We start from the raw sequence: 24,635 nt of genomic DNA, 5'->3' as shown, positions 1-24,635 counted from the left end.
TCACAGTTGGCGGGCAGCTTCCGCTGACCGTGAACGGACGCGCGTCGGGCGAGGAACGCCCATCCAGGTCCATCGGACTGACGCGCGCCCGTCCGGGTCAGCGGCCCTGCAGCGCGTCCAGGGCGACGGCCATCGCGATGACCAGACGCCGGTCGAGCTGAGGGTGGTTGATGTCAATGGTGTACCGGTCGCGCAGCCCCCACTTCTTCACCACCGAGAACGCCACCTGGCCGTTCATCGTGAAGTCGAAGTGGTAAGGCAGCCAGGACAGCGAGTCGACGAACCGGCGGAGCAGTGCCACCGGGAGGCTCCGCTCCTGACCCACCGCGACACCCAGGCCGGGCTGCTCGACGTGCCAGGTCGAACGCAGCAGGGAGGCCTTCCAGTCCTTGCGGAACAGGCCGATCGGCGACCCGCCGGCATCGGTGACGTCGTACGTGGCACCGAGGTCCATCACCTGCCGTGCCTTGAAGCCGAGGACCGGCTGCTGCTTTCTGTCGTCGGTGTAGAGGGTCACCTGCTCCTTGAACGCGAGCCGCTTCTGCTGAGCGAACGCGAGTAGTCCGCCCTCGGACCCGTCCGGGGCGACGGCGTGTACCTCGTACTGGTTGACCATCATCCGGATCCGTTGACGGATGAGAAGCTGCCGCTGGGCCTGCAACTGGGCGAGATCCATGTGTACTCCTTGGTGGTTGTCCGCGCGGGAGTCTCGCACAACGCGGGCGATGTCGCGGACCCACCTGACCTGGCCTCGGGGGCGGGGCCTGGCCGAGTTCGACGCCGCCATAACGACAGGCCGAACAAAGTCGTTGATGCAGTCGAGCGGAGATCCGCCACGCATTTGTCGACTTTCGGTGGACGTGAAACGGCTGACCGTACGCAGGACGGGTGGGCACCGCGCATGACGAGTTCAAAAGGTGAGGGCGACGGTACTGCTCAGGGGCGGTCCGATGCCGCGTCGGGAGATGCCGCGCCGGACGGACAGGTCGGTCGTCCATCGCCGACCGCACCGTGGCGGCCGCCCGGTGCGGTTCCGGGGCGGCCCACGCCCCCGCCCGGAGGGCTAGCGCCTCGACACGGACCCGGACCGAAACGAGCGGCGAGAAACCCGTGGCGTTCGTTCAGCCTCACGCTGATCGTCGTCCTGCTGGCACTGGCCGGATGGACCGGCTTCCTCTGGATGGACCGCTCCGGCGAGCCGAAGGTGACCCAACCGACGCCATCCGGATCTGTCCCCAGCCCCACGGGGTCCCCGGCGTCGCCGTCGCCGTCGCCCGTCGAGCTGGCGCCCGTTTCGTACGAGGGCCAGTTCAGCATCGACGAACGCACCAAGGACCTGGATCTGGATCCGCCGGCCCGCGCCCCCGCCAGAAACGGTGGTGATCTTCTGTGGGACGAGAACCTCGGTCTGCGCGCCACCGACGGCGTCAAGATCGGCCTCTGGCGTGACCGGGAACAGCCCACCTACGAACAGTGCTCGGTCGCGGCCCGGGCTGCCGCTCTCACCCGGGCGGAACTCGACGAGGGCCACGTGGCCTGCGTGCGCACGAACGGTGGAGGCGTGGCCCGGCTGCGGGTGACAAGCGTCGAGGACCGCTCCTACAGCTTCACCGCGACGATCTGGCGCATGCGCGAAGACTGACGGCACCGGCCGCCGGCTCGGCGCGCGGTGCCGCGAAGATCAGTCGGATTCGGCAGCCGGCTCGCCGGGGAGGTTGGCCAGCACCACGTCCAGCAGGGTCACCGCTTCGGGCTTGGCCAGCGGATTGTTCCCGTTGCCGCATTTCGGAGACTGCACGCACGAGGGGCAGCCCGTCTCGCAGCCGCACTCGACGATCGCGTCCCGGGTGGCCCGCAGCCAGCCAGACGCGGCATGGTATGCCCGCTCGGCGAATCCGGCGCCGCCCGTGTGCCCGTCGTACACGAACACGGTCGGCGCCTCGGTGTCCGGATGCAGGGCCGTGGAGAGCCCACCGATGTCCCAGCGGTCGCAGGTGGCCACCAGCGGCAGCAGACCGATCGCGGCATGTTCGGCGGCGTGCAGCGCCCCCGGCACCTCCGCCGGATCCACCCCGGCCGCCGTCAGCGACCGCGGTGACACCGTGAACCACACCGCCACCGTGCGCAGCTCGCGAACCGGCAGGTCGAGCGGCCGGGTGTCCAGCACCTCGCCGGTGGCGATCCGGCGTCGCTGGTAGGAGACAACCTGGCTGGTCACGTCCACCTCGCCGAGGAACAGCCCGACCGGTCCCGCGTCCACATAAGACCGCACGGACGCCACCGACAACGAGGTGACGTCGCGGGCGTGTGTCGACCAGTCCGGCTCCTCCGCGTGCACCAACGCGCAGGCGCCCTCCAGGTCCAGCTCGTCCACCAGGTACGAAACGCCCTGGTGCAGGTAGACGGCGCCGGGATGGACGAGAACGTGCGAGGACGACTCCTCCACGGTGCCGAGCAGCCGGCCGGTCGCCGACTCGACCACGCAGATCGGCGTCCCGCCGGTGCCGCGTAGGTCCACCTCGGGGCGTCCGGTGTGGCGCCAGTACCAGCCGGTCGGGCGCCGGCGCAGCGCCCCGGACTCGGTCAACGCCGCCACCGCCGCGGGTGCGGCCGGGCCGAACAACTCCAGGTCGGTCTCGGTGAGCGGTGCTTCGACCGCCGCACAGCACAGCTGTGGCCCCAACACGTACGGGTTGCCCGGGTCCAGGACGGTTGCCTCCACAGGTCGTCCGAACAGTGCCTCCGGATGGTGTACCAGGTAGGTGTCCAGCGGATCGTCGCGGGCGATCAGGACCGCCAACGCCTCCCGGCCGGATCGGCCGGCCCGTCCGGCCTGCTGCCAGAGGGAGGCCCGGGTGCCGGGATAACCGCAGATCAGCACGGCGTCCAGCCCGGTCAGGTCGACGCCGAGCTCCAGTGCGTTCGTCGACGCCAGGCCCAGCAGTTCGCCGGAGAGCAGCGCCCGTTCCAGCTCCCGACGCTCCTCCCGCAGATAGCCGGCCCGGTAGGCGGCGACTCGCCGGCCGAGGCCGGGTACCGCCTCGTCCAACGATCGCCGGGCGGCCGTCGCGATCACCTCGGCGCCACGCCGGGAGCGGACGAACGCCAGCGTCCGGGTGCCGGTGGCAACCAGGTCGCTCAGCAGGTCCGCCGTCTCCCGCAGCGCCGACCTGCGGACCTGGGCCAGGTCGCCGCCCGGCACGAGGTGCCCGGGGCTCGGATCCGGCCGGTCCGCGGACCGGCCGGTACTCGCGGAAGCACCGGTACCCGGGGGTCCGTCGAGACGCGCGCCCGTGCCGGCATCCACGACCGTGTCGGTGTCCACGACCGTGTCGGTGTCCACGACCGTGTCGGCATCCACGACCGTGCCGGTGTTCCGGGTCGCGCCGGGTTCCGGCGGCAACAGTGGCGGCTCCCACAGCGCGAAGGTCACGCCGCCGCGCGGCGCGGTGTCCTCCGTGACCGCCGTGACGGGTAACCCGATGAGCCGTCCGGCGGTCCCGGCGGGATCACCGGCCGTGGCCGAGGCGAGCACGAAGGTCGGGCCGCGTCGTGCCGCCCAGTCCCGGCGGGAAGCGAAAGCGGCTCCGGCCGGGAGCGGGGCCACGCCGGTGATCCGGCCGGCTCTCGCTGGACGGACCTCTCCCGCTCCGCCGCCCGGGCCTGTGGTGCCATCCGGGCCCGCGGCGGCCAGGGCGCCCGGAGCCAGCGGGCCTGCGGTGCCATCCGGGCCCGTGGTGCCACCCGGGCCCGGCCCGGGACGGCCGTACCGGTCGGCCTGGCGGCGCAGCCGGCGCAATACGTGCGCGACGTGTGAGCCGAACACACCCCGGTACGTGTGGCACTCGTCCACCACGACGTACGCCAACCGGCGCAGGAACGCCGACCAGCGGGCGTGTCCGGGCAGGATGCCGTGGTGGAGCATGTCGGGGTTGGTCAGCAGGAACCTGGAGTGCTGCCGGATCCACTCCCGCTCGGCCTGCGGGGTGTCACCGTCATAGCAGGCCGGGCGTACCCCGTCGAGCCCCAACTCGGCGACGGCACGCAACTGGTCGGCGGCGAGCGCCTTGGTCGGCGCCAGGTAGAGCACCGTGGCACGCGGATCGGCGAGCAGGGTGGACAGGGCCGGCAGTTGGTAGGCCAGGGACTTGCCCGAGCCGGTGCCGGTGGCGACCACGACGTGACTGCCCGCGTACGCGAGGTCGGCCGCCTCGGCCTGATGCCGCCAGGGGGCGACGACCCCGCGCTCGACCAGCGCCTTCCGCAGTTCGTCCGGTACCCAGTACGGCCAGTCGGCCGAGGTCCCGGCGCTGGCGGCGACCCGTTCGACATGGGTGACCGGGTCGCCGGTGGACCGTGCCCGCAACTGACGCAGCAGCCCCTCCGGATCCGGGTCGATCCGGGCGCCTCGGGGTTCGGCGGCCGCTGATGTCACGTCCTGCACTCTCGCACTACCGGTGGGCCAGCGGCCAGCGGGGTGCGTAGCCGGGCCGGAGTGGGTAAGGAGCGAACGCCCCCGGTGCCACCCGAGCGTTCGGCGGCCGTCCGATGCGTCCCAGGTCGGCCGAGTGGTTAGATGCCCAGGAGCACCATCGACGCCGGCGGGGACGCCCCGGTCGGCCCAGGCCGCAGGCCGCAAGCTCGCAAGGAGGATCGGATGGAGCTTTCGCTGACGACCCGCACCGTCGGCGACCACACGGTGCTGGAGGTCGGCGGCGAGGTGGATGTCTACACCGCTCCCCGGCTTCGGGAACGGCTCGTCGAGTTGATCGATGACGGTGCCCGTAAGGTCGTCGTGGATCTCGGACGGGTGGACTTCCTCGACTCGACCGGTCTCGGCGTGCTGGTCGGCGCGCTCAAGCGGTTACGCACCGTGCAGGGCACGTTCGGCCTGGTGTGCGACAAGGAGCCGTTGCTCAAGATCTTCCGGATCACCGCACTGGACCAGGTGTTCCCGATCTATCCCACGGTGGACGCGGCGATGGCGGCCGACTCCGCCGGTCCCGGCGCGTGATGTCGACGGTCCGGCTGTCCTTCTCTCCGGCGCCGGTGCACGTGCGGACCGCCCGGCTCGTCGGGGTTGCGGTGGCCCGCAGGGCCGGCGTTGCCGAGGAGCTGCTCGACGAGGTCCGGTTGGCGATCGGCGAGGCGTGCACCCGGGCGGTGGCGCTGCATCGCCAGTACGGCCTGCCTGACCTCGTCGACGTGGAGATGAGTGACCAGGGCAGCTACACGGTACGGGTGATCGACCGGGCGCCGGTCGAGGCCGGGCTGGGACTGGCGGCGTTACCGCCGGACGAGTTGGCGGACGAGTCGTTGACCGACGAGGCGCTGACCACCGGCGTGGGATTTGCCCTGCTCGCCGGCTTCGTCGAGGACCTCTCGGTGCGCCCGGTCGAGATGGGCATCGGCACCGAGGTGCGGATGGTGTGGCCGGTCGGTCGAAAACCATAACCACCGAGAAGTCGTTAACACAATGATGAAGATCATCGGGACACGGTGCGGGCTGGGTGTGACCTGAGACACCGGCGAGGGCTAGAGTACCCGGGGTGATCAGCAAGTGCCCTGGTCCCGCGCGTGCGGGACCGGGTCGTTGCTCCCTGCGTGTGTCGCCGGGCCCGTACCTTCGCGGTCCGGCGCGACTGTTTCGGTACAGGAGGACATAGATGTCCGGGACCTTGGTCGCCGCTGACGGCGGCGTGTCCCTCACCGGTGGGAATCTGACCTACGTCGTCATCGCCGCGGTCATCGCGTTGGTGGCGCTCGGGTTCGCCGGCGCCCTCTCCAGGACGGTGCTGGCAGCCGGCAAGGGAACTCAACGGATGCAGGAGATATCCGGGGCCGTCCAGGAGGGCGCCTCGGCCTACCTGCTCCGCCAGTTCAGAACCCTCGCGATCTTCGTCGTCGTCGCGGTCGTCCTGCTCTTCCTGCTGCCGGTGCACGACACCGCCGGCAGCGAGACCGGGGTGAAGATCGGTCGATCGCTGTTCTTCGTGGTCGGCGCGGTGTTCAGCGCCCTCATCGGCGGCCTCGGGATGGCGCTGGCCACCCGGGCGAACCTGCGGGTCGCGGCGGCGGCCCGGGAAGCCACCGGCGGGCGCGAGGCGGCCATGAAGGTGGCCTTCCGGACCGGCGGTGTGGTCGGCTTCCTCACCGTCGGTCTCGGCCTGCTCGGCGCGGCGCTCGTCGTGATCATCTACAAGGGTGACGCGCCCACGGTGCTGGAGGGCTTCGGCTTCGGTGCCGCCCTGCTCGCCATGTTCATGCGGGTCGGCGGCGGCATCTTCACCAAGGCCGCCGATGTCGGCGCCGACCTGGTCGGCAAGGTCGAGCAGGGCATTCCCGAGGACGACCCGCGCAACGCCGCCACCATCGCCGACAACGTGGGCGACAACGTCGGTGACTGCGCCGGCATGGCGGCCGACCTGTTCGAGTCGTACGCCGTCACGCTTGTCGCCGCACTGATCCTCGGCCGGGCCGCGTTCGGCGAGGAGGGCCTGGTCTTCCCGCTGATCATCTCCACCATCGGGGTGCTGGTGGCGATCGTCGGGGTCTTCCTCACCCGACTGCGGGCCAGCGACAAGTCCGGCCTCACCGCGATCAACCGGGCGTTCTACCTGTCGGCCGTCATCTCCGCGGTGCTGGTGGCGATCGCTGCCTTCCTGTACCTGCCCAGCACCTTCGCCGGGTTCGCCGGTTCGTCGATCGAGAACGTGGACCGGGACCCCCGGCTCGTGGCGATCGGCGCGGTGGTCATCGGTATCGTGCTGGCCGCCGCCATCCAGGCGCTCACCGGCTACTTCACCGAGACCGACAAGCGTCCGGTGCGGGACATCGGCAAGACGTCGCTTACCGGTCCGGCCACCGTGATCCTCGCCGGCATCAGCGTCGGGCTGGAGTCGGCCGTCTACTCGGCGCTGCTCATCGGTGCCGGCGTCTTCGGCGCGTTCCTGCTCGGTGGCACCTCGATCACGTTGAGCCTGTTCGCCGTGGCGCTGGCCGGGACCGGTCTGCTCACCACGGTCGGTGTGATCGTGGCGATGGACACCTTCGGCCCGATCTCGGACAACGCCCAGGGCGTCGCCGAGATGTCCGGTGACATCGACGAGGCCGGCGCGCGGACCCTCACCGAGCTGGACGCCGTCGGCAACACCACCAAGGCGATCACCAAGGGCATCGCGATCGCCACGGCGGTGCTGGCGGCGACCGCGCTGTTCGGCTCGTACACCGACACGCTCGGGATCTCGTACGCCGACGCCGGGGTGCAGAACGTGGGCGGGGAAATCCTGAACGCGCTGAACGTGGCCAACCCGCGCAACCTGGTCGGCCTCATCATCGGCGCCGCCGTCGTCTTCCTCTTCTCCGGATTGGCGATCAACGCGGTGTCCCGGTCGGCGGGTGCCGTGGTGATGGAGGTCCGTCGGCAGTTCCGGGAGCTGCCCGGGATCATGGACGGAAGCCAGCGGCCGGAGTACGGCAAGGTGGTCGACATCTGCACCCGGGACGCGCAGCGCGAGCTGATGACCCCCGGTCTGCTTGCCATCATGGCCCCGATCGCGGTCGGGTTCGGTCTCGGGCCGGGCGCCCTGGCGTCCTATCTGGCCGGTGCCATCGGTGCCGGTACGCTGATGGCGGTGTTCCTGGCCAACTCCGGTGGTGCCTGGGACAACGCTAAGAAGCTGGTGGAGGACGGCCACCACGGCGGCAAGGGCTCCGAGGCCCACTCCGCCACGGTGATCGGTGACACCGTCGGTGACCCGTTCAAGGACACCGCCGGCCCCGCGATCAACCCGCTGATCAAGGTGATGAACCTCGTCTCGCTGCTGATCGCGCCGGCCGTGGTGGCGTGGAGCGTGGGCGAGGACAAGAACACCCCGCTGCGCATCGGGATCGCGGTGATCGCCGCGCTGGTCATCGTGCTGGCCGTGGTGTGGAGCAAGCGGAAGCCGGTCGCCATGGACGAGTCCGATGGCGGCGGCACCGGCACCGGCCGGCCTGACCAGCGGCCGGAGACCGTGAGCGCCTGACCGCTGCCAGGAAGGGCCCCTTCTGTCAGGAGGGGCCCTTCCTGGCCCGGAGGTAGACCTACTTCCTCCCGATTAGGCCGCTCCGCGTAGCGGGGCGACAGGGACCAACCCGGCGGGACACCGGTCGGTCGAGGCCGCGTGGCTTGCGGCCGAACCCGGCGGTCGCCTGGGCATCCCGGGATGTCCTGCCGAAGCCGTACGCTGCAACGCATGCGTACCCCCGGCCCGTCCGCCGTTCCCCTCGCGGCGGTGCTTCTCGCCGTTGCCCTCCTGGTGGGCGCGTGCGGTGCGGGCCCCAGTCCGCGGGCTTGGGCGGCGTCGGTCTGCCAGGCGCTGGGGCCGTGGCGGACCGAGATCAACAACTTGACCAGCGTGACTCAGCAGCAGATCACCGCGAAGACCACCCCGGCCCAGGCCAAGGAGAACCTGGTCCGGCTGATGGCCGGCGCCGAGCGGGCCACCGAGACCGCCCGCGAGCAGGTGGCGGGAGCGGGGGTGCCGGACGCCGACCAGGGCGAGGTCGTTTCCCGCGGTTTCATCGCCTCGCTGACCGCGGTGCGGGACGCGTACGGCAAGGCGAAGACCTCGATCGAGGAGCTGAGCATCGATCAGCCGGCCGTCTTCTACGACGGGGTGCAGGCGGTGATGGAGACTCTGAACACGGACTACCGGGCGAGCGCGGTGGACACCAGCAAGCTGAACTCTGAAGAACTCGAGCGGGCCTTCGACGAGGTTCCGGAGTGTCGCTGACGCCGCCCGACGAGTCGAACCCGCCGGCCCTGTTCGCACCGCCGCCGGGGGCGGAGCGATCGGCATCGGCGAGCCGGGGAGCGTCCCCGGAGCGGGGAGCGTCAACGGCGGGGCCGCGCGGTTCGACGGCCGCGCGCGGTTCGACGGCGGGGCCGCGCGGTTCGACGGCCGCGCGCGGTTCGACGGCGGGGCCGCGCGGTTCGACGGCCGCGCGCGGTTCCCCGGCGACGGGCGACGCGCAGCGTACGGCAGCCCGGCGGTCCGACCCGGCCGACGAGCCCGGCCGGCAGCCGTCCCTGTTCGGGGTGGCGGCCGTCGAGCCGTCGCCGGACGACCTGGATGGCCTGCTCGCCGGCCCCGGCCAGGTGGTCCGCATGGGTGGGACGGCCCGGGTCTCGGTCGAGGTGGCGGATGCCTGGCGGGTGCATGTGCTGGTCGCCGAACTGCGGCATCGGGGGTTGACGACGAGTTGGGCACACACGGCGGAACGACGGTTGGCCGTCCGTACGGCGTACACGGCAACCCTCACCCCGCTGGCGAGGAGCTGGCTGCGGGACACCGGGAAGCGCCCGCCCGACGGGTTCCACCTGGGCGGTGCGCGGCTGCGGTTGTGGGTGGCCGCGGCGGGCGTCCCCGACCCGTCGGGCTTCGTGCTCGGGCTCGGTCTCGCCGACGAGCCGTGCTGGGCACCGGTGGGTGCCGCCCTGGCGGCCGTCGGACTCCCCGCCGAGCTGCTGGCTCCGAGCGGCGGCGGACCGGCGTACCGGATCGAGGGCCGGCGTGCGGTGGCACGACTGGCCGAGTTGGTGGGTGAGCGGCCGGCGGCGGCCCCGCCCGCACGGTGGCCGGGCGGCGCCTGACGGGACAGGGCCGGGAGCGGCGACCGCCCGGCGCCACGACGTCGACCGACGGCGGAGCGGTTCGGTGTCTGGCCGCTCCGACGGGCGGCATTCCATCGACAGCTGTCTGATCATGGACAGTCCGTGGTGTGATTTGACCCGGAAAGCGCGCCGCCGGGCCACCTCGACGGACAGTGATCCGCTCGGAGCGGCCCGCCGAGCCCGTTCGGCGGTGTACGGTGTCGCCGTTGCGACCGCCGCGTTGCGGGTCGCCGCTGGTGCGTGTTACCGCAGCTCAACGGCTTGTCAACGGCCCGAGGAACGAGTGAGCCGGCAAGCGCGTTACGTTGGACGCGCGGTCCGCCGGCCGACCAGCGGGATCGGTGGGCGCGGGGACGATGGCGATCGCCGGCCGGCGATCGACGCGGCGGACGCCCGATCGGCGGCCAGGGTGGCCCGCCGGACAGCGCAAACAGGAGTGAGGTCGGGGAGAAACGTGCCGAGCAACGCCAGGAGCACCCGTCTGGTCATCGTCGAGTCACCGGCGAAGGCCAAGACGATCTCGGGCTATCTCGGCCCGGGGTACGTCGTCGAGGCCAGCTTCGGCCACGTCCGCGACCTGCCGCGCAACGCCGCGGAGGTGCCCTCCGGGTACGAGGACAAGCCGTGGGCCCGGCTCGGTGTCGACGTGGACAACGGCTTCACCGCCCTCTACGTGGTCTCCCCGGACCGGAAGAAGCAGATCACCAAACTCCGTTCGCTGGTGAAGGAGGTAGACGAGGTCTTCCTCGCCACCGACGAGGACCGCGAGGGTGAGGCGATCGCCTGGCACCTGGTGGAGACCCTCAAGCCCAAGGTGCCGGTGCGGCGGATGGTCTTCCACGAGATCACCAAGCCGGCGATCCAGGCCGCCGTGGCCAACCCCCGGGAGATCGACAGGGACCTGGTGGACGCCCAGGAGGCCCGGCGGATCCTGGACCGGCTGTACGGCTACGAGGTCTCCCCGGTGCTGTGGCGCAAGGTGCGCAGCGGGCTGTCCGCGGGGCGGGTGCAGTCGGTGGCCACCCGGATCGTGGTGGAGCGCGAGCGGCAGCGGATGGCCTTCCGCACCGCCGAGTACTGGGACATCCAGGCCACCCTCGCCGTCCGCGACGCCCGTGAGGGCCCACGCACCTTCAACGCCACGCTGGTGGCGCTGGGCGATGACCGGATCGCCACCGGCAAGGACTTCGAGCCGACCACAGGCCGGGTCCGTCCCGGCGCCGGGGTCACCCACCTCGACGAGGCCGGCGCCAGGGGGCTGGCCGCCCGGCTGGACGGGCAGCCGTTCACCGTCACCCGGGTCGAGGAGAAGCCCTACCGGCGGCGGCCGTACGCGCCGTTCATCACCTCCACGCTCCAGCAGGAGGCGGCCCGCAAGCTGCGGTTCTCGTCCCAGCAGACGATGCGCACCGCGCAGCGGCTCTACGAGAACGGCTACATCACCTACATGCGGACCGACTCGGTAAACCTCTCGGAGACCGCGATCGCCGCCGCCCGACGGCAGATCGCCGAGCTGTACGGCGACCGCAGCGTGCCCCCGGAGCCGCGCCGCTACAAGGGCAAGGTGAAGAACGCGCAGGAGGCGCACGAGGCGATCCGTCCCGCCGGGGACACCTTCCGAACGCCGGGTGACCTGGCAAAGGAGCTGTCCGGCGAGGAACTCCGGCTCTACGAGCTGATCTGGCGGCGGACCATCGCCTCACAGATGACCGACGCTGTCGGGTCGAGCGTTTCGGTGCGGATCCGGGCGGTGTCCAACGCCGGCGAGGAAGCCGACTTCGCGGCCACCGGCAAGACCATCACCGACCCGGGCTTCCTCCGGGCGTACGTGGAGTCGTCCGACGACGAGAACGCCGAGGCCGAGGACGCGGAGCGCCGGTTGCCGACGCTGACCAGGGACCAGCCGCTGACCGCCGAGCAGTTGGCCGCCCAGGGCCACCACACCCAGCCGCCCTCGCGCTACACCGAGGCGTCGCTTGTCAAGGCGCTTGAGGAACTGGGCATCGGCCGGCCCTCCACCTACGCGTCCATCATGCAGACGATCCAGGACCGGGGGTACGTGAGCCGGCGCGGCCAGGCGCTGGTCCCGTCCTTCCTCGCGTTCGCCGTGGTCGGTCTGCTGGAACGGCACTATCCACGGCTGATCGACTACAACTTCACCGCCAGCATGGAGAACGAGCTTGACGAGATCGCCGGGGGCGACCACGCGGCGGTGGACTTCCTCACGGCGTTCTATTTCGGGGACTCCCGGGGCGGCGCCGGTGACGAGCAGATCGCCCGGTCCGGTGGCCTGAAGAAGATGGTCACCGAGAACCTGAGCGACATCGACGCTCGCAGCGTCAACTCGATCCCGCTGTTCCGCGACGACGACGGTCGCGAGGTGGTGGTCCGGGTCGGCCGGTACGGCCCGTACCTGCAGCGGATCCCGACCGGCGCGGCACCGGAACCGGCGGACGAGGGCGGTGCCGAGGACCGGGTCACCATCCCGGAGGCACTGGCGCCCGACGAACTCACCCCGGAGAAGGTCAACGAACTGTTCCTCGGCGGTGGCGGTGAGCGCAAGCTCGGCGAGCACCCCGAAACCGGCGAGCCGATCCTGCTCAAGTCCGGCCGGTTCGGCCCGTACGTCTCCACGGGTGACCGCAACTCGTCGCTGCTGCGTTCGCAGTCACCCGACTCGCTCACCCTGGCCGACGCGTTGCGGCTGCTGAGCCTGCCCCGGGTGGTGGGGGTGGACCCGGAGGGCAACGAGGTGCTGGCCAACAACGGCCGGTACGGCCCGTACGTCAAGCGTGGTGACGAGTTCCGTTCGCTGGACGGCGAGGAGAAGCTGTTCACGGTGACGCTGGAGGAGGCGCTGGCGTTGCTCGCCGCGCCGAAGACCCGGCAGCGCCGAGCGGCGGCGCCGCCGTTGCGGGAGATGGGTGTCGATCCGCTGACGGAGAAGCCGCTGGTCATCAAGGACGGCCGGTTCGGCCCGTACGTGACCGACGGGGAGTCCAACGCGTCGCTGCGGCGTGGCCAGACGCCGGAGGCACTCAGCATCGAGGAGGCTTCCGAGATGCTGGCCGAGAAGCGTGCGAAGGGTCCGTCGCCGCGCAAGAAGGCCACCAAGAAGGCGGCGGCGAAGAAAGGCACCACCGCGAAGAAGGCGGCGGGTGAGGGTGTGGCCGCGAAGAAGACCGCCGCCAAGAAGGCAGCCGCCGGTAAGTCGACGGCGAAGAAGGCGGCGGCCGTCAAGAAGACGCCGACGAAGAAGACCGCCGCGAAGAAGGCAGCGCCCGCGAGGGCCAGCGCGGCGCGATCCGCGGATCAGGATTAGGGCCTGAGCCAGAGCCCCTGGGCGGCCGGCGGCGAAGTAGACACGGGCTTCAGTTCCGGCAGTCGCGTGACCGGGACGTCGCCGCGGGCGACCGGGCGGACACTGTGCGCGTACTGTGTCCGCATGTCCGGATCGATGGTGACCCGAGCGGGGTCGCCGCGCGGCGCCATTGTCGCGGTGCTGGTCCTGGTCCTCGCCAGCGGTTGCGCGCCGGCGGACCGGTCGACGGTGCGCTGGTCCGCGGGTGCGGCTCCGAGCGTCTCGCCGACAACGGCCGTCGCGGGGGGCGAGGTCGCTTCCCCGTCGGGAGGGTCGAGCGCGGCTGGTCCGGCCGGCGACACACCTGGCCCGGTCGGCACGGACGGACCCGGCGTGGCCGCTTCCGGTGGTCCGTTGGGTACGGACGCCGCAGGCCGACGGGTGGTCCGCATCCTCGGCGCGGGTGACATTCTGGTGCACCCCGCGCTCACCGAGCAGGCGCGCCTGGACGCGCGGCGGTCCGCTCGGCGCGGTCTCGACTTCGCTCCGATGTTCGCCGGCGTGACGCCGCGGATCCGCGCTGCCGACCTGGCCCTGTGCCATCTGGAGACACCACTGGGCGAGGCGGCCGGGCCGTTCGCCGGCTACCCGAGGTTCAACGCGCCGCCGCAGGTGCTCGACGCGGTCCGGTGGGCCGGCTTCGACGGGTGCTCCACCGCCTCCAACCACACCCTGGACCAGGGGTCGACCGGAGTCCAGCGCACCGTGGCGGCGCTCGACGCTGCCGGACTCGGCCACACCGGCAGCGCGGCCAGCGGGAAGGGCGCGGCGGCCCCGAAGATCTACCAGGTGGGCGGTGCCGACGGCGTCCGGGTGGCTCACCTGTCGTACACGGCGAGTCTCAACGGACTTCGGCGGCCGAGGGGCCGGGAATGGCTGGTCAACGTCATCAACCCGGCGGCGATCCGGGCCGAGACGCGCCGGGCCCGGGCGGCCGGCGCCCAGATCGTGGTCCTCAGCCTGCACTGGGGGACCGAATACCAGCACCGGCCGGACGCGGCGCAGCGCCGGTGGGCCCGGCAGTTGGCCGGTTCCGGAGTGGACCTGATCCTCGGCCACCACGCGCACGTCGTGCAGCCGGTGACCCGGGTCGCCGGCACCTGGGTGGGGTACGGGATGGGCAACGAGATCGCCCGACACTCCCGACCGGTCGACGCCAACCGGGAAGGACTGATGGTCCAGGCCACCTTCGCCGAGGTGGGCCCGGGGAGGTGGGCCGTCGACCGGGTCGAGGTGATCCCGACCTGGGTGGACCTCGCCCCGGACATCCGACTCGTGGACCTGCCGGCCGCGCTGGCCGATCCTGGTGTTCCGGCCGACCGACGGCGGGTCTACCAGGCCTCGTACCAGCGGATCCGGCAGGTCGTGCTGGCCGAGGGGCCAGGCGCCGCGGTGGTCACGCGTTAGCTACGGTCCGAGCACCCGATCGGTGTACGCGTTGCCGAACACCCGGTCCGGGTCGAGCCGGTCGCGTACCGCGAGGAAGTCGTCGAACCTCGGGTACGCCGGGCGGAGCGACGCGGCTTCCCGGTAGTGCAGCTTGCCCCAGTGCGGGCGACCCGCCAGCTCGGTGGCGACCCGTTCGAACGCCCGGAAGTACGGCTCGTAGGGCATCCCGACGTACTGGTGAATGGCCACGTACGCGGACTCCCGTTGGTAGCCGTGGGAGAGCCAGATGCCGTCCGGCGCGGTGAACCGTACCTCCACCGGGAAGAGCACCCGGAACGGCAGGTCGTCGATGATCCGGCGCAGCGCGGCCAGCGCCTCGGGCAGGGCGGCCCGCGGCATGCCGTACTCCATCTCCACGAATCGGACCCGCCGGGGCGTACAGAAGATCCGGTCGGACCGGCCGGTGTAGACGCGGGCGGTGAGGGCTCGCGCGGACACCGCGCTGATGGTCGGGACCAGCCCGGGGACGGTCCGCCCGAGCCGGCAGGCGCCGGCGAACGCCGTGTTCGCCAGGAACTCGTCGTCCAGCCAGCCGCGCAGCCGGGACAGCGGCCGGTCGTCCAGCGGAACGCGGTTATTGATCTTGACTTGGACCCGGTCGGTGTAGGGAAACCAGTAGAACTCGGCGTGCTCGTTGCCCTCGATCAGGTCGGTGAGGCCGGCGAGCGTGTCGGACAGGGGTGCCGGCCGTTCCTCCGCCCGGAGCACGAACGCGTCCACGCAGCGCAGGGTCACCGCGACGACCGCACCAAGTACGCCGAGGCCGACCTGGGCGGCGGCGAAGATGTCCGGCCGCTCGGTGGCCGAGCACCGGATCACCTCGGCGGTGCCACTGACCACTGTGAGTTCCTCGACGAAGGTGGCCAGGCAGCCGTACCGGGCTCCGGTGCCGTGAGTGCCCGTGGCGACCGCGCCGGCGATCGTCTGCTCGTCGATGTCACCGAGGTTGGGCAGCGCCAGGCCGTGCGTGGCGAGCAGGTCGTTGAGCGTGCGCAGGGTCATCCCGCCGGGAACGGTGACCAGCCGACGGTCCCGGTCGACGTGCACCGGCCCGGTCAGGGACGCGAGGTCCAGTCGCCCGCCGTCCGGACGGGCGATAGCCGTGAATGAATGTCCGGAGCCGCTCACCGTGATTCGACCACCAGCCGCGCGGGCGTTGCCCACGGTCTCGATGACCTCGGTGAGGTCGGTCGGGCGGTGCCTGGCGGCCATGGCGCGTTGGTTGCCGGCCCAGTTGGACCACGGCGTGGCACCCTCGGGGAGCGGGCCGGCGGGTGGACCGGCAGCGGGCCCGGCGGTGGATGGCGGCCGCATGACACCTCCCTCGGAATGAATACGAGAATTACTCATATCATTATCTCTACCTGCGAGTAAACATCGTCATCCGGCTTCGGTCGTTAAGCCGGGTAACGTTTCGAACTCGCCACGGGGAAGCTTTGAGGCTTCCCGGGCAGTCTTTTGTCGAAAGGGTGTGGCGACGAGTGTCTACGTCAACCGCCACGACCGGTCCGCTGCGTCGGGTTCCGGTGCAGGGTCGCAGTGTCGCCCGGGTCCAGCGGATGCTCGACGCCTGCGCCGAGCTCGTCGACGAGGTGGGGTACGAGGGGCTGACCACCACTCTGCTCGCCGAGCGGGCCGGAGTGGCCATCGGGTCGGTCTACCAGTTCTTCCCGGACAAGCGGGCGATCGTCCAGGCGTTGACGTTGCGCAACCTGGAGGCATATCTGCTGCGGCTGAGTGACCGACTCACCGGCGGCGACCTCACCGACTGGTGGGACGGTGTGGACGCCGGGATCGACGAGTACATCAGCATGCACCGGGAGGTACCCGGCTTCCGCACCCTCCACTTCGGTGACATCGTCGACGTGCACCTGCTGGACGAGGACCGGGACAACAACGGCGTCATCGCCGAGCAGCTCACCCAGGTCCTCGTCGACCGGTTCGGGATCGGCGACCAGGTCCGGTTGCGGTTCGCGCTGGAAATCGCCGTGGAAGCCGCCGACGCGTTGATCAAAATGGCCTTCCGGCGGGTGCCGGAGGGTGACGAGCGGGTGCTCGCCGAGGCCAAGTCGTTGATCCGGGAATACCTGTTCGCGCACGTGGACGCGGACCGGCCAGCGACGGCGAAGGTTACCCAGAAGGCCGGCAAGAGCTGACAACGAGGGTCCCTCAGCCGAAGGCGCGCCCGTCGCCGCGATAGGTGGGCACGCTGTCGACCAGCCGGTCCCCCTCGACGAGGTGCAGCGTGTCGACCCGCTCGCACAGCTCACCCGCCTTGGCGTGGCGGAACCAGACCCGGTCACCGAGGCGTAGGTCGGCGGCGACGGGGCCGATCAGCGGGGTCTGCACCTCACCGGCGCCCTCGGTGGGGAGCAGCCGCAGTCCGGGGGGCAGGCACGGGGTGGGCAGCCGGTCCCGACCGGCCGGTCCGGAGGCCACCCAGCCCCCGCCGGCCACGGTGACGGTGCCGGCCGCCGGTCTGCGGACCACCGGCAGGGCGAAGTAGGCGGCCGGGGTCGGCCGCCAGGCCCGATAACCGTCGAACAGGGTGGGTCCGTACAACCCGGATCCGGCCGTGATCTCGGTGACCGCCGGGTCCGCGGCGGTCAGGGCGAGGCTGCCGGTGCCGCCGCCGTTGACGAACTCCAGGGCGGCGTGCCGCCCGACGGCCGCCACCGCCGCCCGTCGCCGGCGCACCAGTTCCCGGTACGATCCGCGGTGCACCGCCCGGATCAGGGTCCCCCGTACCCGCCGACCCGGCGGCGCGTCGCCCAGGCCGGCGATCTGTGCCTCGTACGCGAGCACGCCCACCAGCCGGAATCCCCGGCGGCCGGCGATGGTGGCCGCCAGTCGGTCGGCCGCCGCCGCACTGTGTACCGGTGAGCGGCGGACCCCGACGTGCAGGCGGGTGCCGGGGCCGCCGCCCAGCGGTCGCCAGGAGGCGTCCAGATCGAGGCAGGCCCGCAGGGTGGGTCGCCGGTCCGCGGGCGCGACGGCGTCGACAAGCGACAGTTGTTCGGGATCGTCGATCATGAGGGTGACCGCCTCGGCCAGCCGCTCGTCGCTGGCCAGTTCGCCCAGGGCCGATCGGTCGGCGGTGGGATAGCCCACCACGATGTCGTCGGTCACCCCCGCCCGGACCAGCCAGATCGCCTCGGCGAGGGTGAAGGCCAGCACCCCCTGCCAGCCCGGCCGGGCGAGCACCCTGGACAGCAGCGCCCGGCAGCGTACCGACTTGCTGGCCACCCGGAGTGGCTTGCCGGCGGAGTGCGCCACCATGGCGTCGGCGTTCGCGTCGAACGCCGCGAGGTCGACGGCGGCGAGCGGGGGCTCGTGGCCGGCGGTGGCCAGATCGAGCCCGGCGCGGAGCCGGGCGGCGGGGTCGGTCACGTCAGCACGGTAGCCAATCGACGAGAAATCAGAAAGAAGTTCATATCTGGGGTGGGGCCACCCGCCGGTCACGAGCCCCTTACGCTGGCGGATCAGGGGAATGTCGGGGCCGGGGTGGACCGCCGCCCGACTAGAGTGGCAATTCGGGGGAGCCCAGCGATGGGCTGGCACGTGGAGGTACGGCCATCGGTATCAGTAACGACCGGGCGGACGGTGACGACACACTGGCCGGGCCGTCGGTCTCACCATCCAGCGCTGTCGACCACTCGGGCGTCCAGGCGCTCCGCTCCGTGCTGCGCCGCCGGCCGTTCCGACGGCTCTGGCTGGTGCTCAGCGTGGCCGCTTTCGGTGACTGGCTCGGCCTGCTGGCCACCTCGATCTTCGCCTCCAGCCAGGTCGAGGGCAGCGCGGCCAAGGGGGCGGCGTTCGGTGGGGTGATCGCGGTCCGGCTGCTGCCGGCACTGGTGCTCGGTCCGGTGGCGGGCATCCTGGCCGACCGGTTCGACCGGCGCTACACCATGGTCATCTGCGATGTGCTGCGGTTCGTCCTGTTCGCCTCGATCCCGCTGGTCGCGCTGTCCGGCGTGTCCGGTGCCGTCGTGGTTGGTTGGGCCGCGATCGCCACCTTCCTGATCGAGGCGGTCACGCTGCTCTGGATCCCGGCGAAGGAGGCCGCAGTTCCCAACCTGGTGCCGCGGGCTCGTCTGGAGACCGCGAACCAGCTCAGCCTGATCACGACGTACGGCCTCACCCCGGTCCTCGCCGCGATAAGCCTCTCCGTCCTCACGGTCGGGATTCCCCGGGTCACCGGAGACGCCCCGCCGGCCTGGGCCGAGCCGGCGCAGCTCGCCCTCTATTTCAACGCGTTCTCCCGGCTGGCCACCGCCCTCGTGGTGTTCTTCGGGATCAAGGAGATCAGCGGCCGATCCGGCGCCCGGGAACGGTCCGAGGCGAGCGTGTTGCGCCAGTTCGTCGAGGGATGGCGGTTCATCTCCAAGACCCCGCTGGTACGCGGCCTGGTGCTGGGCATCTTCGGGGCGTTCGCCGGCGGCGGCATGGTGATCGGCACAGCCAACTTCTTCACCCGCTCGCTGAACGCCGGACCCGCCGCGTTCTCCCTGCTCTTCGGCGCCCTGTTCGTCGGGTTGGCGATCGGTATCGGGCTCGGTCCGACGGTCGTCCGGGACCTGTCCCGGCGCCGCTGGTTCGGCATGAGCATCGTGCTGGCGAGCGCCTCGGTGCTGGCGCTCGCCGCGGCCATCCACCTGTCGATGGCCATCCTCGGCGCCATCCTGGTCGGTGCCGGCGCGGGGATGGCGTTCCTCGCCGGTATGACCCTGCTCGGCGGGGAGATCGCCGACGACGTACGGGGTCGGGTCTTCGCCGTCGTGCAGACCGGCACCCGGATCGTGCTGATGCTGGCCATCGCGCTGAGCAGCTTCCTGGCCGGTCTCGGTGGCTCCCGCGAGCTGCGCGTCGCCGACCTCGGCATCTCGGTCTCCTCGACTCGGCTGCTGCTGCTGGCCGCCGGCATCGCCGGCATCCTGGCCGGGATCAGTTCGTTCCGCCAGATGGACGACAAGCCCGGGGTGCCGGTGCTCGCCGATCTGTGGGGCTCCATCCGGGGCCGCCCGCTGTCCCCTACCGAGCCGTTCGCCGCCAAGGGCGTGTTCCTGGTCTTCGAGGGTGGCGAGGGCGCGGGCAAGTCCACCCAGGTCAACGTCCTCGCTGAGCGGCTGCGCGAGCAGGGGCGGGAGGTCGTGATCACCCGGGAACCCGGTGCCACCGATGTCGGCGAGCAGATCCGTGGGCTGGTGCTCGGCCGGCAGGCCGGGATGCCGCTTGCGCCACGCACCGAGGCGCTGCTCTACGCGGCCGACCGGGCGCAGCACGTCGCCGCCGTGGTCCGTCCGGCGCTGGCCCGGGGAGCGGTGGTGATCAGTGACCGGTACGTCGACTCGTCGCTGGCGTACCAGGGTGCGGGCCGTACGTTGCCGGTCGACGAGGTGTCCTGGCTCTCGTCGTGGGCGACCGGAGGGTTGAAGCCGGATCTGGTGGTGGTGCTCGACGTGGAGCCGGCGGTCGGGCTGGAGCGGGTCGCGGGACGCGGCGGGGACATCGACCGGCTGGAGAGCGAGTCGCTCGCCTTCCACGAGCGGGTGCGGCTGGCGTTTCTGGATCTGGCGGCCGCCGACCCCCGCCGCTACCTGGTGCTGGACGCTTCCCGTCCGGCCGACGAGGTGACCGAGGCGGTTGTCGCCCAGGTGACCGAGCGGTTCACCAACCCCGACACCATCGTGCACCCGGATCCGGCCCGTCCCCCCGACACGTCGGTGGAACCGAAGTTATCCGACGCGGAGTTCTTCGCCGACATGCCACCCCCGGGGTCGGACCGGACCGGGTCACCGGCCCGCCAGCCGACGCCGGTCCGGTCGGCCCCGGCGGCGCGGCGCGGCGAGCCGCCGGCCAAGACGCGGGACGGTGCGCCGCCGGCCGAGACGCGGGACGGTGAGCCGGCGGCCAGGACGCGGGAAAGCCAGCCGGTGGCGCGAACCCGCGGTGGCGAGCCGGACCCTCCGTCGGGGAGCTTCCGCTGATGGTGGACGTGTTCGCCGACCTGGTCGGTCAGGACGAGGCGGTCGCCACCCTGCGCCGGGCGGCCACGGCGGCGGCTGTGCTGCTGCGGGCCACGGCCGAGGCTGGGCCGGACAGCGGTGCGGAGCTGGCCGGGATGACGCATGCCTGGATCTTCACCGGGCCGCCCGGGTCCGGGCGATCGGTCGCCGCGCGCGCCTTCGCGGCGGCGTTGCAGTGTGCGCTGGGCACCGGATGCGGCGACTGCGCAGGCTGCCACACGACGCTGGGCGGCACCCATGCCGACGTCCGATTCGTGGTGCCCGAGGGACTGTCCATCTCGGTGAGCGAGATCCGCACCCTGGTGCTCCGGGCGGCCAGCACGCCGGCTGGTGGCCGCTGGCAGGTCGTGGTGATCGAGGATGCCGACCGGCTCACCGAGGCGGCCGGTAACGCGCTCCTCAAGGCGATCGAGGAACCGCCGCCGCGGACCGTGTTCCTGCTCTGCACCCCGTCCACCCACCCGGACGACATATCCGTCACGATCCGGTCGCGGTGCCGGGTGGTGCCGCTGCGTCAGCCACCAGCGGCCGCCGTCGCCACTGTGCTGACCACTCGCGACGGCGTACCGGCCGACGTGGCGACCTGGGCGGCGGCCGCCGCCCAGGGGCATGTGGGTCGGGCCCGCCGGTTGGCCCGGGATCCGGACGCGCGCCGCCGCAGGGAGGCCGTGCTGGCCGTCCCCCGCCGGCTCACCGGTGTCGGGGCTTGCTTCGACGCCGCGTCGGCGCTGATCGAGGCGGCCGAGGGGGAGGCTGCCGCCTCGGTCGCCGAGTTGAACGCCGGCGAGCGCACCGCACTGGAGACGGCGCTCGGCGCCGGCGGCACCGGGCGTGGGGCGAGCGGCGCCATCCGGGGCGCGGCGGGGCAGCTCAAGGAACTGGAGCGGCGGCAGAAGTCGCGAGCCACCCGGGTGCAGCGGGACGCGCTCGACCGGGCTCTGGTCGACCTGGCCGGTTTCTACCGGGACGTGCTCACCGCGACGCTGCGCGCACCTGTGGATCCCGTGCACACCGACACGGCGGAACTCGCCCGCACCGCTGCCGGCCGGTGGACCGCGGAGGCGGCGCTGCGCCGGCTGGAGGCCGTACTGGCCTGCCGGACGGCGATCGAGGCCAACGTCAAGCCCAGGATCGCCGTCGAGACCATGATGCTCGCGCTCTGGCGGGGGTGAGCGCCGCAAGCCTGTGGACAGTGGCCTTTCCAGATCAGACATCGACCGGTACGGTTCGCTCGACGCAGCGTGACGAGGAGCCGGCCGATGGGGCGCGAGATCGACGAAGCCTGGATCGAGGAGGCGATCGAGCGCTACCGGCGCATCGAGGAGTTGCAGGCTGACTTCGACCGCGCGGCAGCCACCACCGAGGTAACCGTCCGTTCCCCCGACGACCTGGTCGAGGTGGTGGTCACCGCGGCCGGCGTGATCGTCGAAGCACGGATCGTCGGTGTTCTCACCGGGCGCACCAATGTCGAGGTCGGCCGGTCCGTCACGTCGGCCGTCGCCGCGGCCACCGACGCGGCCCGGTGGGCCAGGGAGAAGCTGCGCACCGAGATCTTCGGTGGCTACCGCCCCCTCACGGAGGTTTGAGATGGACAGCCTGGCGAGCCTCGGCGGCCGGTTGGATGTGGCCGCCACCCGGCTGGGCACGGCAACGGGTGCGCTCGCCGCGGCGGCCAGGCTGGCGCCGGACGCGTTCGGCGTCCACGGGCCGGGCCGGCTTGGCGAAATCGGGCGTGCGCTGCATACCCGGTGGGTCGCGGCGATCGACGACCGAGCCCGCGAGGCCGGCCAGCTCGCCGCCGAGTTGACCGACGTGGCGGGGGCGGTTCGGTTGGCAGCTCGGGGCTACGCCAACAGCGACCAGGCGGCCCGTCACAGGTTCGCCGAGGAGTGGTGATGGACGTCCTGGACCGGGTCGCCGGTCCCGGTGGCGACCTGCTGGGTCGGGTGGACGACCTGCTCACCACCCTTGGTGCCCCGGAGGACCACCGGATCTGGCCGATGCTGCGGCGGGTCGGCGCGCTACCCGGCGCCGCCGCGGGCTGGGTGGCCGAGTTGCGTCCAGCGACACTGTCCGCCGCCGGTCAGGCGGTGCGCGCGCCGCTTCCGACGTACGAGGACGTCGCCGCCAGCCTGCTCACGGACGTCGACTGGGCCGGGGCCGCCGCCGACGCGGCCCGCGACCGGCGGGTCGCGCTGGCGGAGCGGCTCACCGGCGGGCCGGAGACGTTGACCGGCCGGCTCGACGGCACCGCGCGGTACGCGGAGGAGCTGACCGACTGGGCTCGCCGGGCACGCGGCGGCCTCGGTCGTACGGTCGTCGAGGCGCTCGGGTCGGCCGAGGCTGTCACCGTGCTGACCGGCGAGACCACGGGCGGGGAGCCGAACGCCGCCCTGGCGGCGGCCGAGATCGGTGCCCGGGTGTTGGCGTGCGTGGCGGACGTCCTCGACGGCGGGGTTGAGCTGTTGCGCCGGTTCGGCTCCGAGCTGGCGGAGTCACCCACCCGGCCGGTCGCCGGCGGGTCCGGCCGGTTCGACGACGCCTTCCGGGCCCTGGAGTAACGGGCGTCGGTGGCGGTGGAGGCCACGCCGGGTGCGGAGAGCCGGGCTCCGGCGCGCTGACCTTCGCCGCCGCTGCCCACCTGACGCCGACGGACCAGCCGCGCGGGATCGGTGACGGAAACGATGGTCCAGGCAGTCATAAAGGAGGGATCCGCCGCCGGACCAGAGGAGCGAATCATGGATCAGAACTTACGAGGGCTCTTCGAGCGTGCCCTCGGCGACGAGCCCGTCCCGCCGGGAAACCTGAGTCGGGACGTCATGGCTCAGGGCCGGGGCCTCCGCCGTCGGCGTCGGCTGCTCGCCACCGGCGGGGCGACCGGCGTGGTCGCCGTTCTCGCCACGGTGGTCGCTCTGACTGTTGGGGCGGCGCCGGGTGATCGGCCGCCATCGGTGGTGCTGCCCGCCGCCGTCATGCCCACGACGGACAACGCCTGCGACTCACCGCTGGTGCGGGAAGCGGGTGACGCCTCGATCTTCCTGCTGGCTCACGTCACCGACCAGCAACACCTCGACCTGCGCGCCGCGTTGCAGTCCGACCCGCTGGTGCGGGATTTCCAGTTCCGCAGCCGTGACCAGGCGTACGTCAGATTCAAGGAGCTGTATCGGGACCAGCCCGACCTGGTCGACGCCGTCACCGCGGACCAGTTCCCGGAGTCTTACCGCGTCGAGCTGGTGAAACCCTCGGAATACCAGCGGTTCGCGGCGAGGATCGGCGACATGGACGGGGTGGACCTGGTCCAGGACAACAAATGCCCGCCGGGCTCCCCATCGAGTGCGCCGGCCTCCCCCTCGAAGGACGGCGCGTGACGGGCGTCCGCGAGGTTGTGCCCGTCGTGCCGCCGGGCGGGCTCGGCCGTGACCCGGTGACCGGCTGGGGTAGGGCTCGTCAGCGGCAGAAGGCCGCCCGAGACGACGAGTTCACCGCGTTCGTCGCCGCTGTCGCACCCCGGCTGCGGCGCACGGCGTACCTGATGAGCCGGGACTGGCACCTGGCTCAGGACCTGACCCAGATCACCCTCGCGAAGATGTACGCGTCGTGGGGTCGGATCTGGCGTACCGCGAATCTCGAGGCGTACAGCCGGCGGGTCCTCATGAACGCCGTCCTGGACCAGAAGAAGCGGCGCAGCGACACCGAGGTCGTGCTCGCCGACCTGCCCGAGATGCCCCACCAACGACCGAACACGGAGCTGCATGTCGCCTTGATGGACGCCTTGGCCACGATGCCCGTCCGCGACCGCGCCGTCCTGGTGCTGCGCCACTGGGAGGACCTGAGCGTGGAGACCGTCGCCGAGATCCTCGGGATGTCCACCTCAGCGGTCAAGATGCGGAACGCACGCGCGTTGAGTCGGCTTCGGGCGCTGCTTGGCGAGGACTTTGTCCGGAACTGACCCGCTCGCCTGCTCGGCGGCGTGTGACGGCGGTCCTGGAAGCAGCCACCGATGGTCCCGGAACAGCCAACGGCGTCGCGCTCGGGAGCGCCGTACCCCTCGGCAGCTCCGGCTGCGACGCCGTGGCTTTCCTGCACCCCCCGCAGGTTTATGTGCCTCACCTAACGCTGCCGCGGCCGATTTGTCGCCGGA

Annotated in this window: 20 protein-coding genes; 16 read left to right on the top strand and 4 right to left on the bottom strand. The window is 71.8% G+C overall.

Annotation, left to right across the window (positions count from 1 at the left end):
* Positions 1–97: 97 nt before the first annotated feature.
* Entirely contained in the window at positions 98–676 is a 579-nt protein-coding gene (locus ACFQUZ_RS22235; RefSeq protein ID WP_377445457.1) for a hypothetical protein, read from the bottom strand.
* Between the two features lie 528 nt (positions 677–1,204).
* Between ACFQUZ_RS22235 and ACFQUZ_RS22230 the strand changes: the two genes are divergently transcribed.
* Complete coding sequence (locus ACFQUZ_RS22230; protein WP_377445455.1) at positions 1,205–1,642, top strand: hypothetical protein; 438 nt, start codon at positions 1,205–1,207, stop codon at positions 1,640–1,642.
* Between the two features lie 39 nt (positions 1,643–1,681).
* On the opposite strand, the gene ACFQUZ_RS22225 is transcribed toward ACFQUZ_RS22230, so the two are convergent.
* Entirely contained in the window at positions 1,682–4,444 is a 2,763-nt protein-coding gene (locus tag ACFQUZ_RS22225) for a DEAD/DEAH box helicase (protein WP_377445453.1), read from the bottom strand.
* Between the two features lie 213 nt (positions 4,445–4,657).
* Between ACFQUZ_RS22225 and ACFQUZ_RS22220 the strand changes: the two genes are divergently transcribed.
* The 7 genes from ACFQUZ_RS22220 to ACFQUZ_RS22190 all read left to right on the top strand — a co-directional run bounded on the left by ACFQUZ_RS22220 (position 4,658) and on the right by ACFQUZ_RS22190 (position 14,426).
* The gene (locus ACFQUZ_RS22220; protein WP_377445451.1) at positions 4,658–5,014 is read left to right on the top strand and encodes an STAS domain-containing protein; all 357 of its coding nucleotides are present in this window, start codon (positions 4,658–4,660) and stop codon (positions 5,012–5,014) included.
* Complete coding sequence (locus tag ACFQUZ_RS22215) at positions 5,011–5,454, top strand: ATP-binding protein (RefSeq protein WP_377445448.1); 444 nt, start codon at positions 5,011–5,013, stop codon at positions 5,452–5,454. The genes ACFQUZ_RS22220 and ACFQUZ_RS22215 overlap by 4 nt, the downstream gene beginning before the upstream one ends.
* 212 nt (positions 5,455–5,666) lie before the next feature.
* A complete protein-coding gene (locus tag ACFQUZ_RS22210; protein ID WP_377445446.1) occupies positions 5,667–8,027 on the top strand; it encodes a sodium-translocating pyrophosphatase in 2,361 nt (786 codons plus the stop codon).
* Positions 8,028–8,237: 210 nt separating this feature from the next.
* On the top strand, positions 8,238–8,777 hold the full coding sequence (locus tag ACFQUZ_RS22205) for a hypothetical protein (protein ID WP_377445443.1): 540 nt from the start codon (positions 8,238–8,240) through the stop codon (positions 8,775–8,777).
* 296 nt (positions 8,778–9,073) lie between these two features.
* The gene (locus ACFQUZ_RS22200; RefSeq protein WP_377445624.1) at positions 9,074–9,637 is read left to right on the top strand and encodes a hypothetical protein; all 564 of its coding nucleotides are present in this window, start codon (positions 9,074–9,076) and stop codon (positions 9,635–9,637) included.
* A 475-nt stretch (positions 9,638–10,112) separates the two neighbouring features.
* Positions 10,113–12,980: a type I DNA topoisomerase gene (gene topA / locus ACFQUZ_RS22195; protein ID WP_377445441.1), complete on the top strand. Its 2,868-nt coding sequence runs from the start codon at positions 10,113–10,115 to the stop codon at positions 12,978–12,980.
* A 123-nt stretch (positions 12,981–13,103) separates the two neighbouring features.
* A complete protein-coding gene (locus ACFQUZ_RS22190; RefSeq protein ID WP_377445439.1) occupies positions 13,104–14,426 on the top strand; it encodes a CapA family protein in 1,323 nt (440 codons plus the stop codon).
* Here ACFQUZ_RS22190 and ACFQUZ_RS22185 read toward each other — a convergent pair whose 3' ends face one another.
* Positions 14,427–15,782, bottom strand: a complete 1,356-nt coding sequence (locus ACFQUZ_RS22185; protein WP_377445437.1) for a D-arabinono-1,4-lactone oxidase — start codon at positions 15,780–15,782, stop codon at positions 14,427–14,429.
* Between the two features lie 245 nt (positions 15,783–16,027).
* On the opposite strand from ACFQUZ_RS22185, the gene ACFQUZ_RS22180 reads away from it, so the two are divergent.
* Entirely contained in the window at positions 16,028–16,624 is a 597-nt protein-coding gene (locus tag ACFQUZ_RS22180; protein WP_377445622.1) for a TetR/AcrR family transcriptional regulator, read from the top strand.
* 13 nt (positions 16,625–16,637) lie between these two features.
* Here the strand turns inward: ACFQUZ_RS22180 and ACFQUZ_RS22175 are convergent, their stop codons facing one another.
* Complete coding sequence (locus ACFQUZ_RS22175; RefSeq protein ID WP_377445435.1) at positions 16,638–17,858, bottom strand: amino acid deaminase/aldolase; 1,221 nt, start codon at positions 17,856–17,858, stop codon at positions 16,638–16,640.
* Positions 17,859–18,184: 326 nt separating this feature from the next.
* On the opposite strand from ACFQUZ_RS22175, the gene tmk reads away from it, so the two are divergent.
* From tmk to ACFQUZ_RS22140, 7 genes are all read left to right on the top strand, one after another.
* The gene (tmk, locus tag ACFQUZ_RS22170) at positions 18,185–20,455 is read left to right on the top strand and encodes a dTMP kinase (protein ID WP_377445620.1); all 2,271 of its coding nucleotides are present in this window, start codon (positions 18,185–18,187) and stop codon (positions 20,453–20,455) included.
* A complete protein-coding gene (locus tag ACFQUZ_RS22165; protein WP_377445432.1) occupies positions 20,455–21,666 on the top strand; it encodes a DNA polymerase III subunit delta' in 1,212 nt (403 codons plus the stop codon). Before tmk ends, ACFQUZ_RS22165 begins: the two co-directional genes overlap by 1 nt.
* An 87-nt stretch (positions 21,667–21,753) precedes the next feature.
* Positions 21,754–22,080 (top strand): YbaB/EbfC family DNA-binding protein, encoded by a 327-nt coding sequence (locus ACFQUZ_RS22160; RefSeq protein ID WP_377445429.1) that lies wholly within the window; start codon positions 21,754–21,756, stop codon positions 22,078–22,080.
* Between the two features lies 1 nt (position 22,081).
* Positions 22,082–22,390 (top strand): hypothetical protein, encoded by a 309-nt coding sequence (locus ACFQUZ_RS22155; RefSeq protein ID WP_377445428.1) that lies wholly within the window; start codon positions 22,082–22,084, stop codon positions 22,388–22,390.
* Complete coding sequence (locus ACFQUZ_RS22150; protein WP_377445425.1) at positions 22,390–23,055, top strand: hypothetical protein; 666 nt, start codon at positions 22,390–22,392, stop codon at positions 23,053–23,055. Before ACFQUZ_RS22155 ends, ACFQUZ_RS22150 begins: the two co-directional genes overlap by 1 nt.
* 177 nt (positions 23,056–23,232) lie before the next feature.
* On the top strand, positions 23,233–23,862 hold the full coding sequence (locus ACFQUZ_RS22145; protein ID WP_377445422.1) for a permease-like cell division protein FtsX: 630 nt from the start codon (positions 23,233–23,235) through the stop codon (positions 23,860–23,862).
* Positions 23,859–24,443: a SigE family RNA polymerase sigma factor gene (locus tag ACFQUZ_RS22140; protein ID WP_377445419.1), complete on the top strand. Its 585-nt coding sequence runs from the start codon at positions 23,859–23,861 to the stop codon at positions 24,441–24,443. The genes ACFQUZ_RS22145 and ACFQUZ_RS22140 overlap by 4 nt, the downstream gene beginning before the upstream one ends.
* The last annotated feature ends 192 nt before the right edge of the window (positions 24,444–24,635 follow it).

Origin of the sequence: Plantactinospora sp. GCM10030261 (genome assembly GCF_042666615.1) — a bacterium.
Taxonomy (GTDB): domain Bacteria; phylum Actinomycetota; class Actinomycetes; order Mycobacteriales; family Micromonosporaceae; genus KBS50.
Note: the sequence above shows the minus strand (reverse complement) of the source record. Positions and strands in the feature narration are given on the sequence as shown.

What these genes read in the sequence shown, in the direction of transcription:
- ACFQUZ_RS22235 (WP_377445457.1), bottom strand. Translation starts at nt 676, where the DNA reads ATGGATCTCGCCCAGTTGCAGGCCCAGCGGCAGCTTCTCATCCGTCAA.
- ACFQUZ_RS22220 (WP_377445451.1), top strand. Translation starts at nt 4,658, where the DNA reads ATGGAGCTTTCGCTGACGACCCGCACCGTCGGCGACCACACGGTGCTG.
- ACFQUZ_RS22210 (WP_377445446.1), top strand. Translation starts at nt 5,667, where the DNA reads ATGTCCGGGACCTTGGTCGCCGCTGACGGCGGCGTGTCCCTCACCGGT.
- ACFQUZ_RS22205 (WP_377445443.1), top strand. Translation starts at nt 8,238, where the DNA reads ATGCGTACCCCCGGCCCGTCCGCCGTTCCCCTCGCGGCGGTGCTTCTC.
- ACFQUZ_RS22190 (WP_377445439.1), top strand. Translation starts at nt 13,104, where the DNA reads ATGTCCGGATCGATGGTGACCCGAGCGGGGTCGCCGCGCGGCGCCATT.
- ACFQUZ_RS22185 (WP_377445437.1), bottom strand. Translation starts at nt 15,782, where the DNA reads ATGCGGCCGCCATCCACCGCCGGGCCCGCTGCCGGTCCACCCGCCGGC.
- ACFQUZ_RS22180 (WP_377445622.1), top strand. Translation starts at nt 16,028, where the DNA reads ATGCTCGACGCCTGCGCCGAGCTCGTCGACGAGGTGGGGTACGAGGGG.
- ACFQUZ_RS22165 (WP_377445432.1), top strand. Translation starts at nt 20,455, where the DNA reads ATGGTGGACGTGTTCGCCGACCTGGTCGGTCAGGACGAGGCGGTCGCC.
- ACFQUZ_RS22160 (WP_377445429.1), top strand. Translation starts at nt 21,754, where the DNA reads ATGGGGCGCGAGATCGACGAAGCCTGGATCGAGGAGGCGATCGAGCGC.
- ACFQUZ_RS22155 (WP_377445428.1), top strand. Translation starts at nt 22,082, where the DNA reads ATGGACAGCCTGGCGAGCCTCGGCGGCCGGTTGGATGTGGCCGCCACC.
- ACFQUZ_RS22150 (WP_377445425.1), top strand. Translation starts at nt 22,390, where the DNA reads ATGGACGTCCTGGACCGGGTCGCCGGTCCCGGTGGCGACCTGCTGGGT.
- ACFQUZ_RS22145 (WP_377445422.1), top strand. Translation starts at nt 23,233, where the DNA reads ATGGATCAGAACTTACGAGGGCTCTTCGAGCGTGCCCTCGGCGACGAG.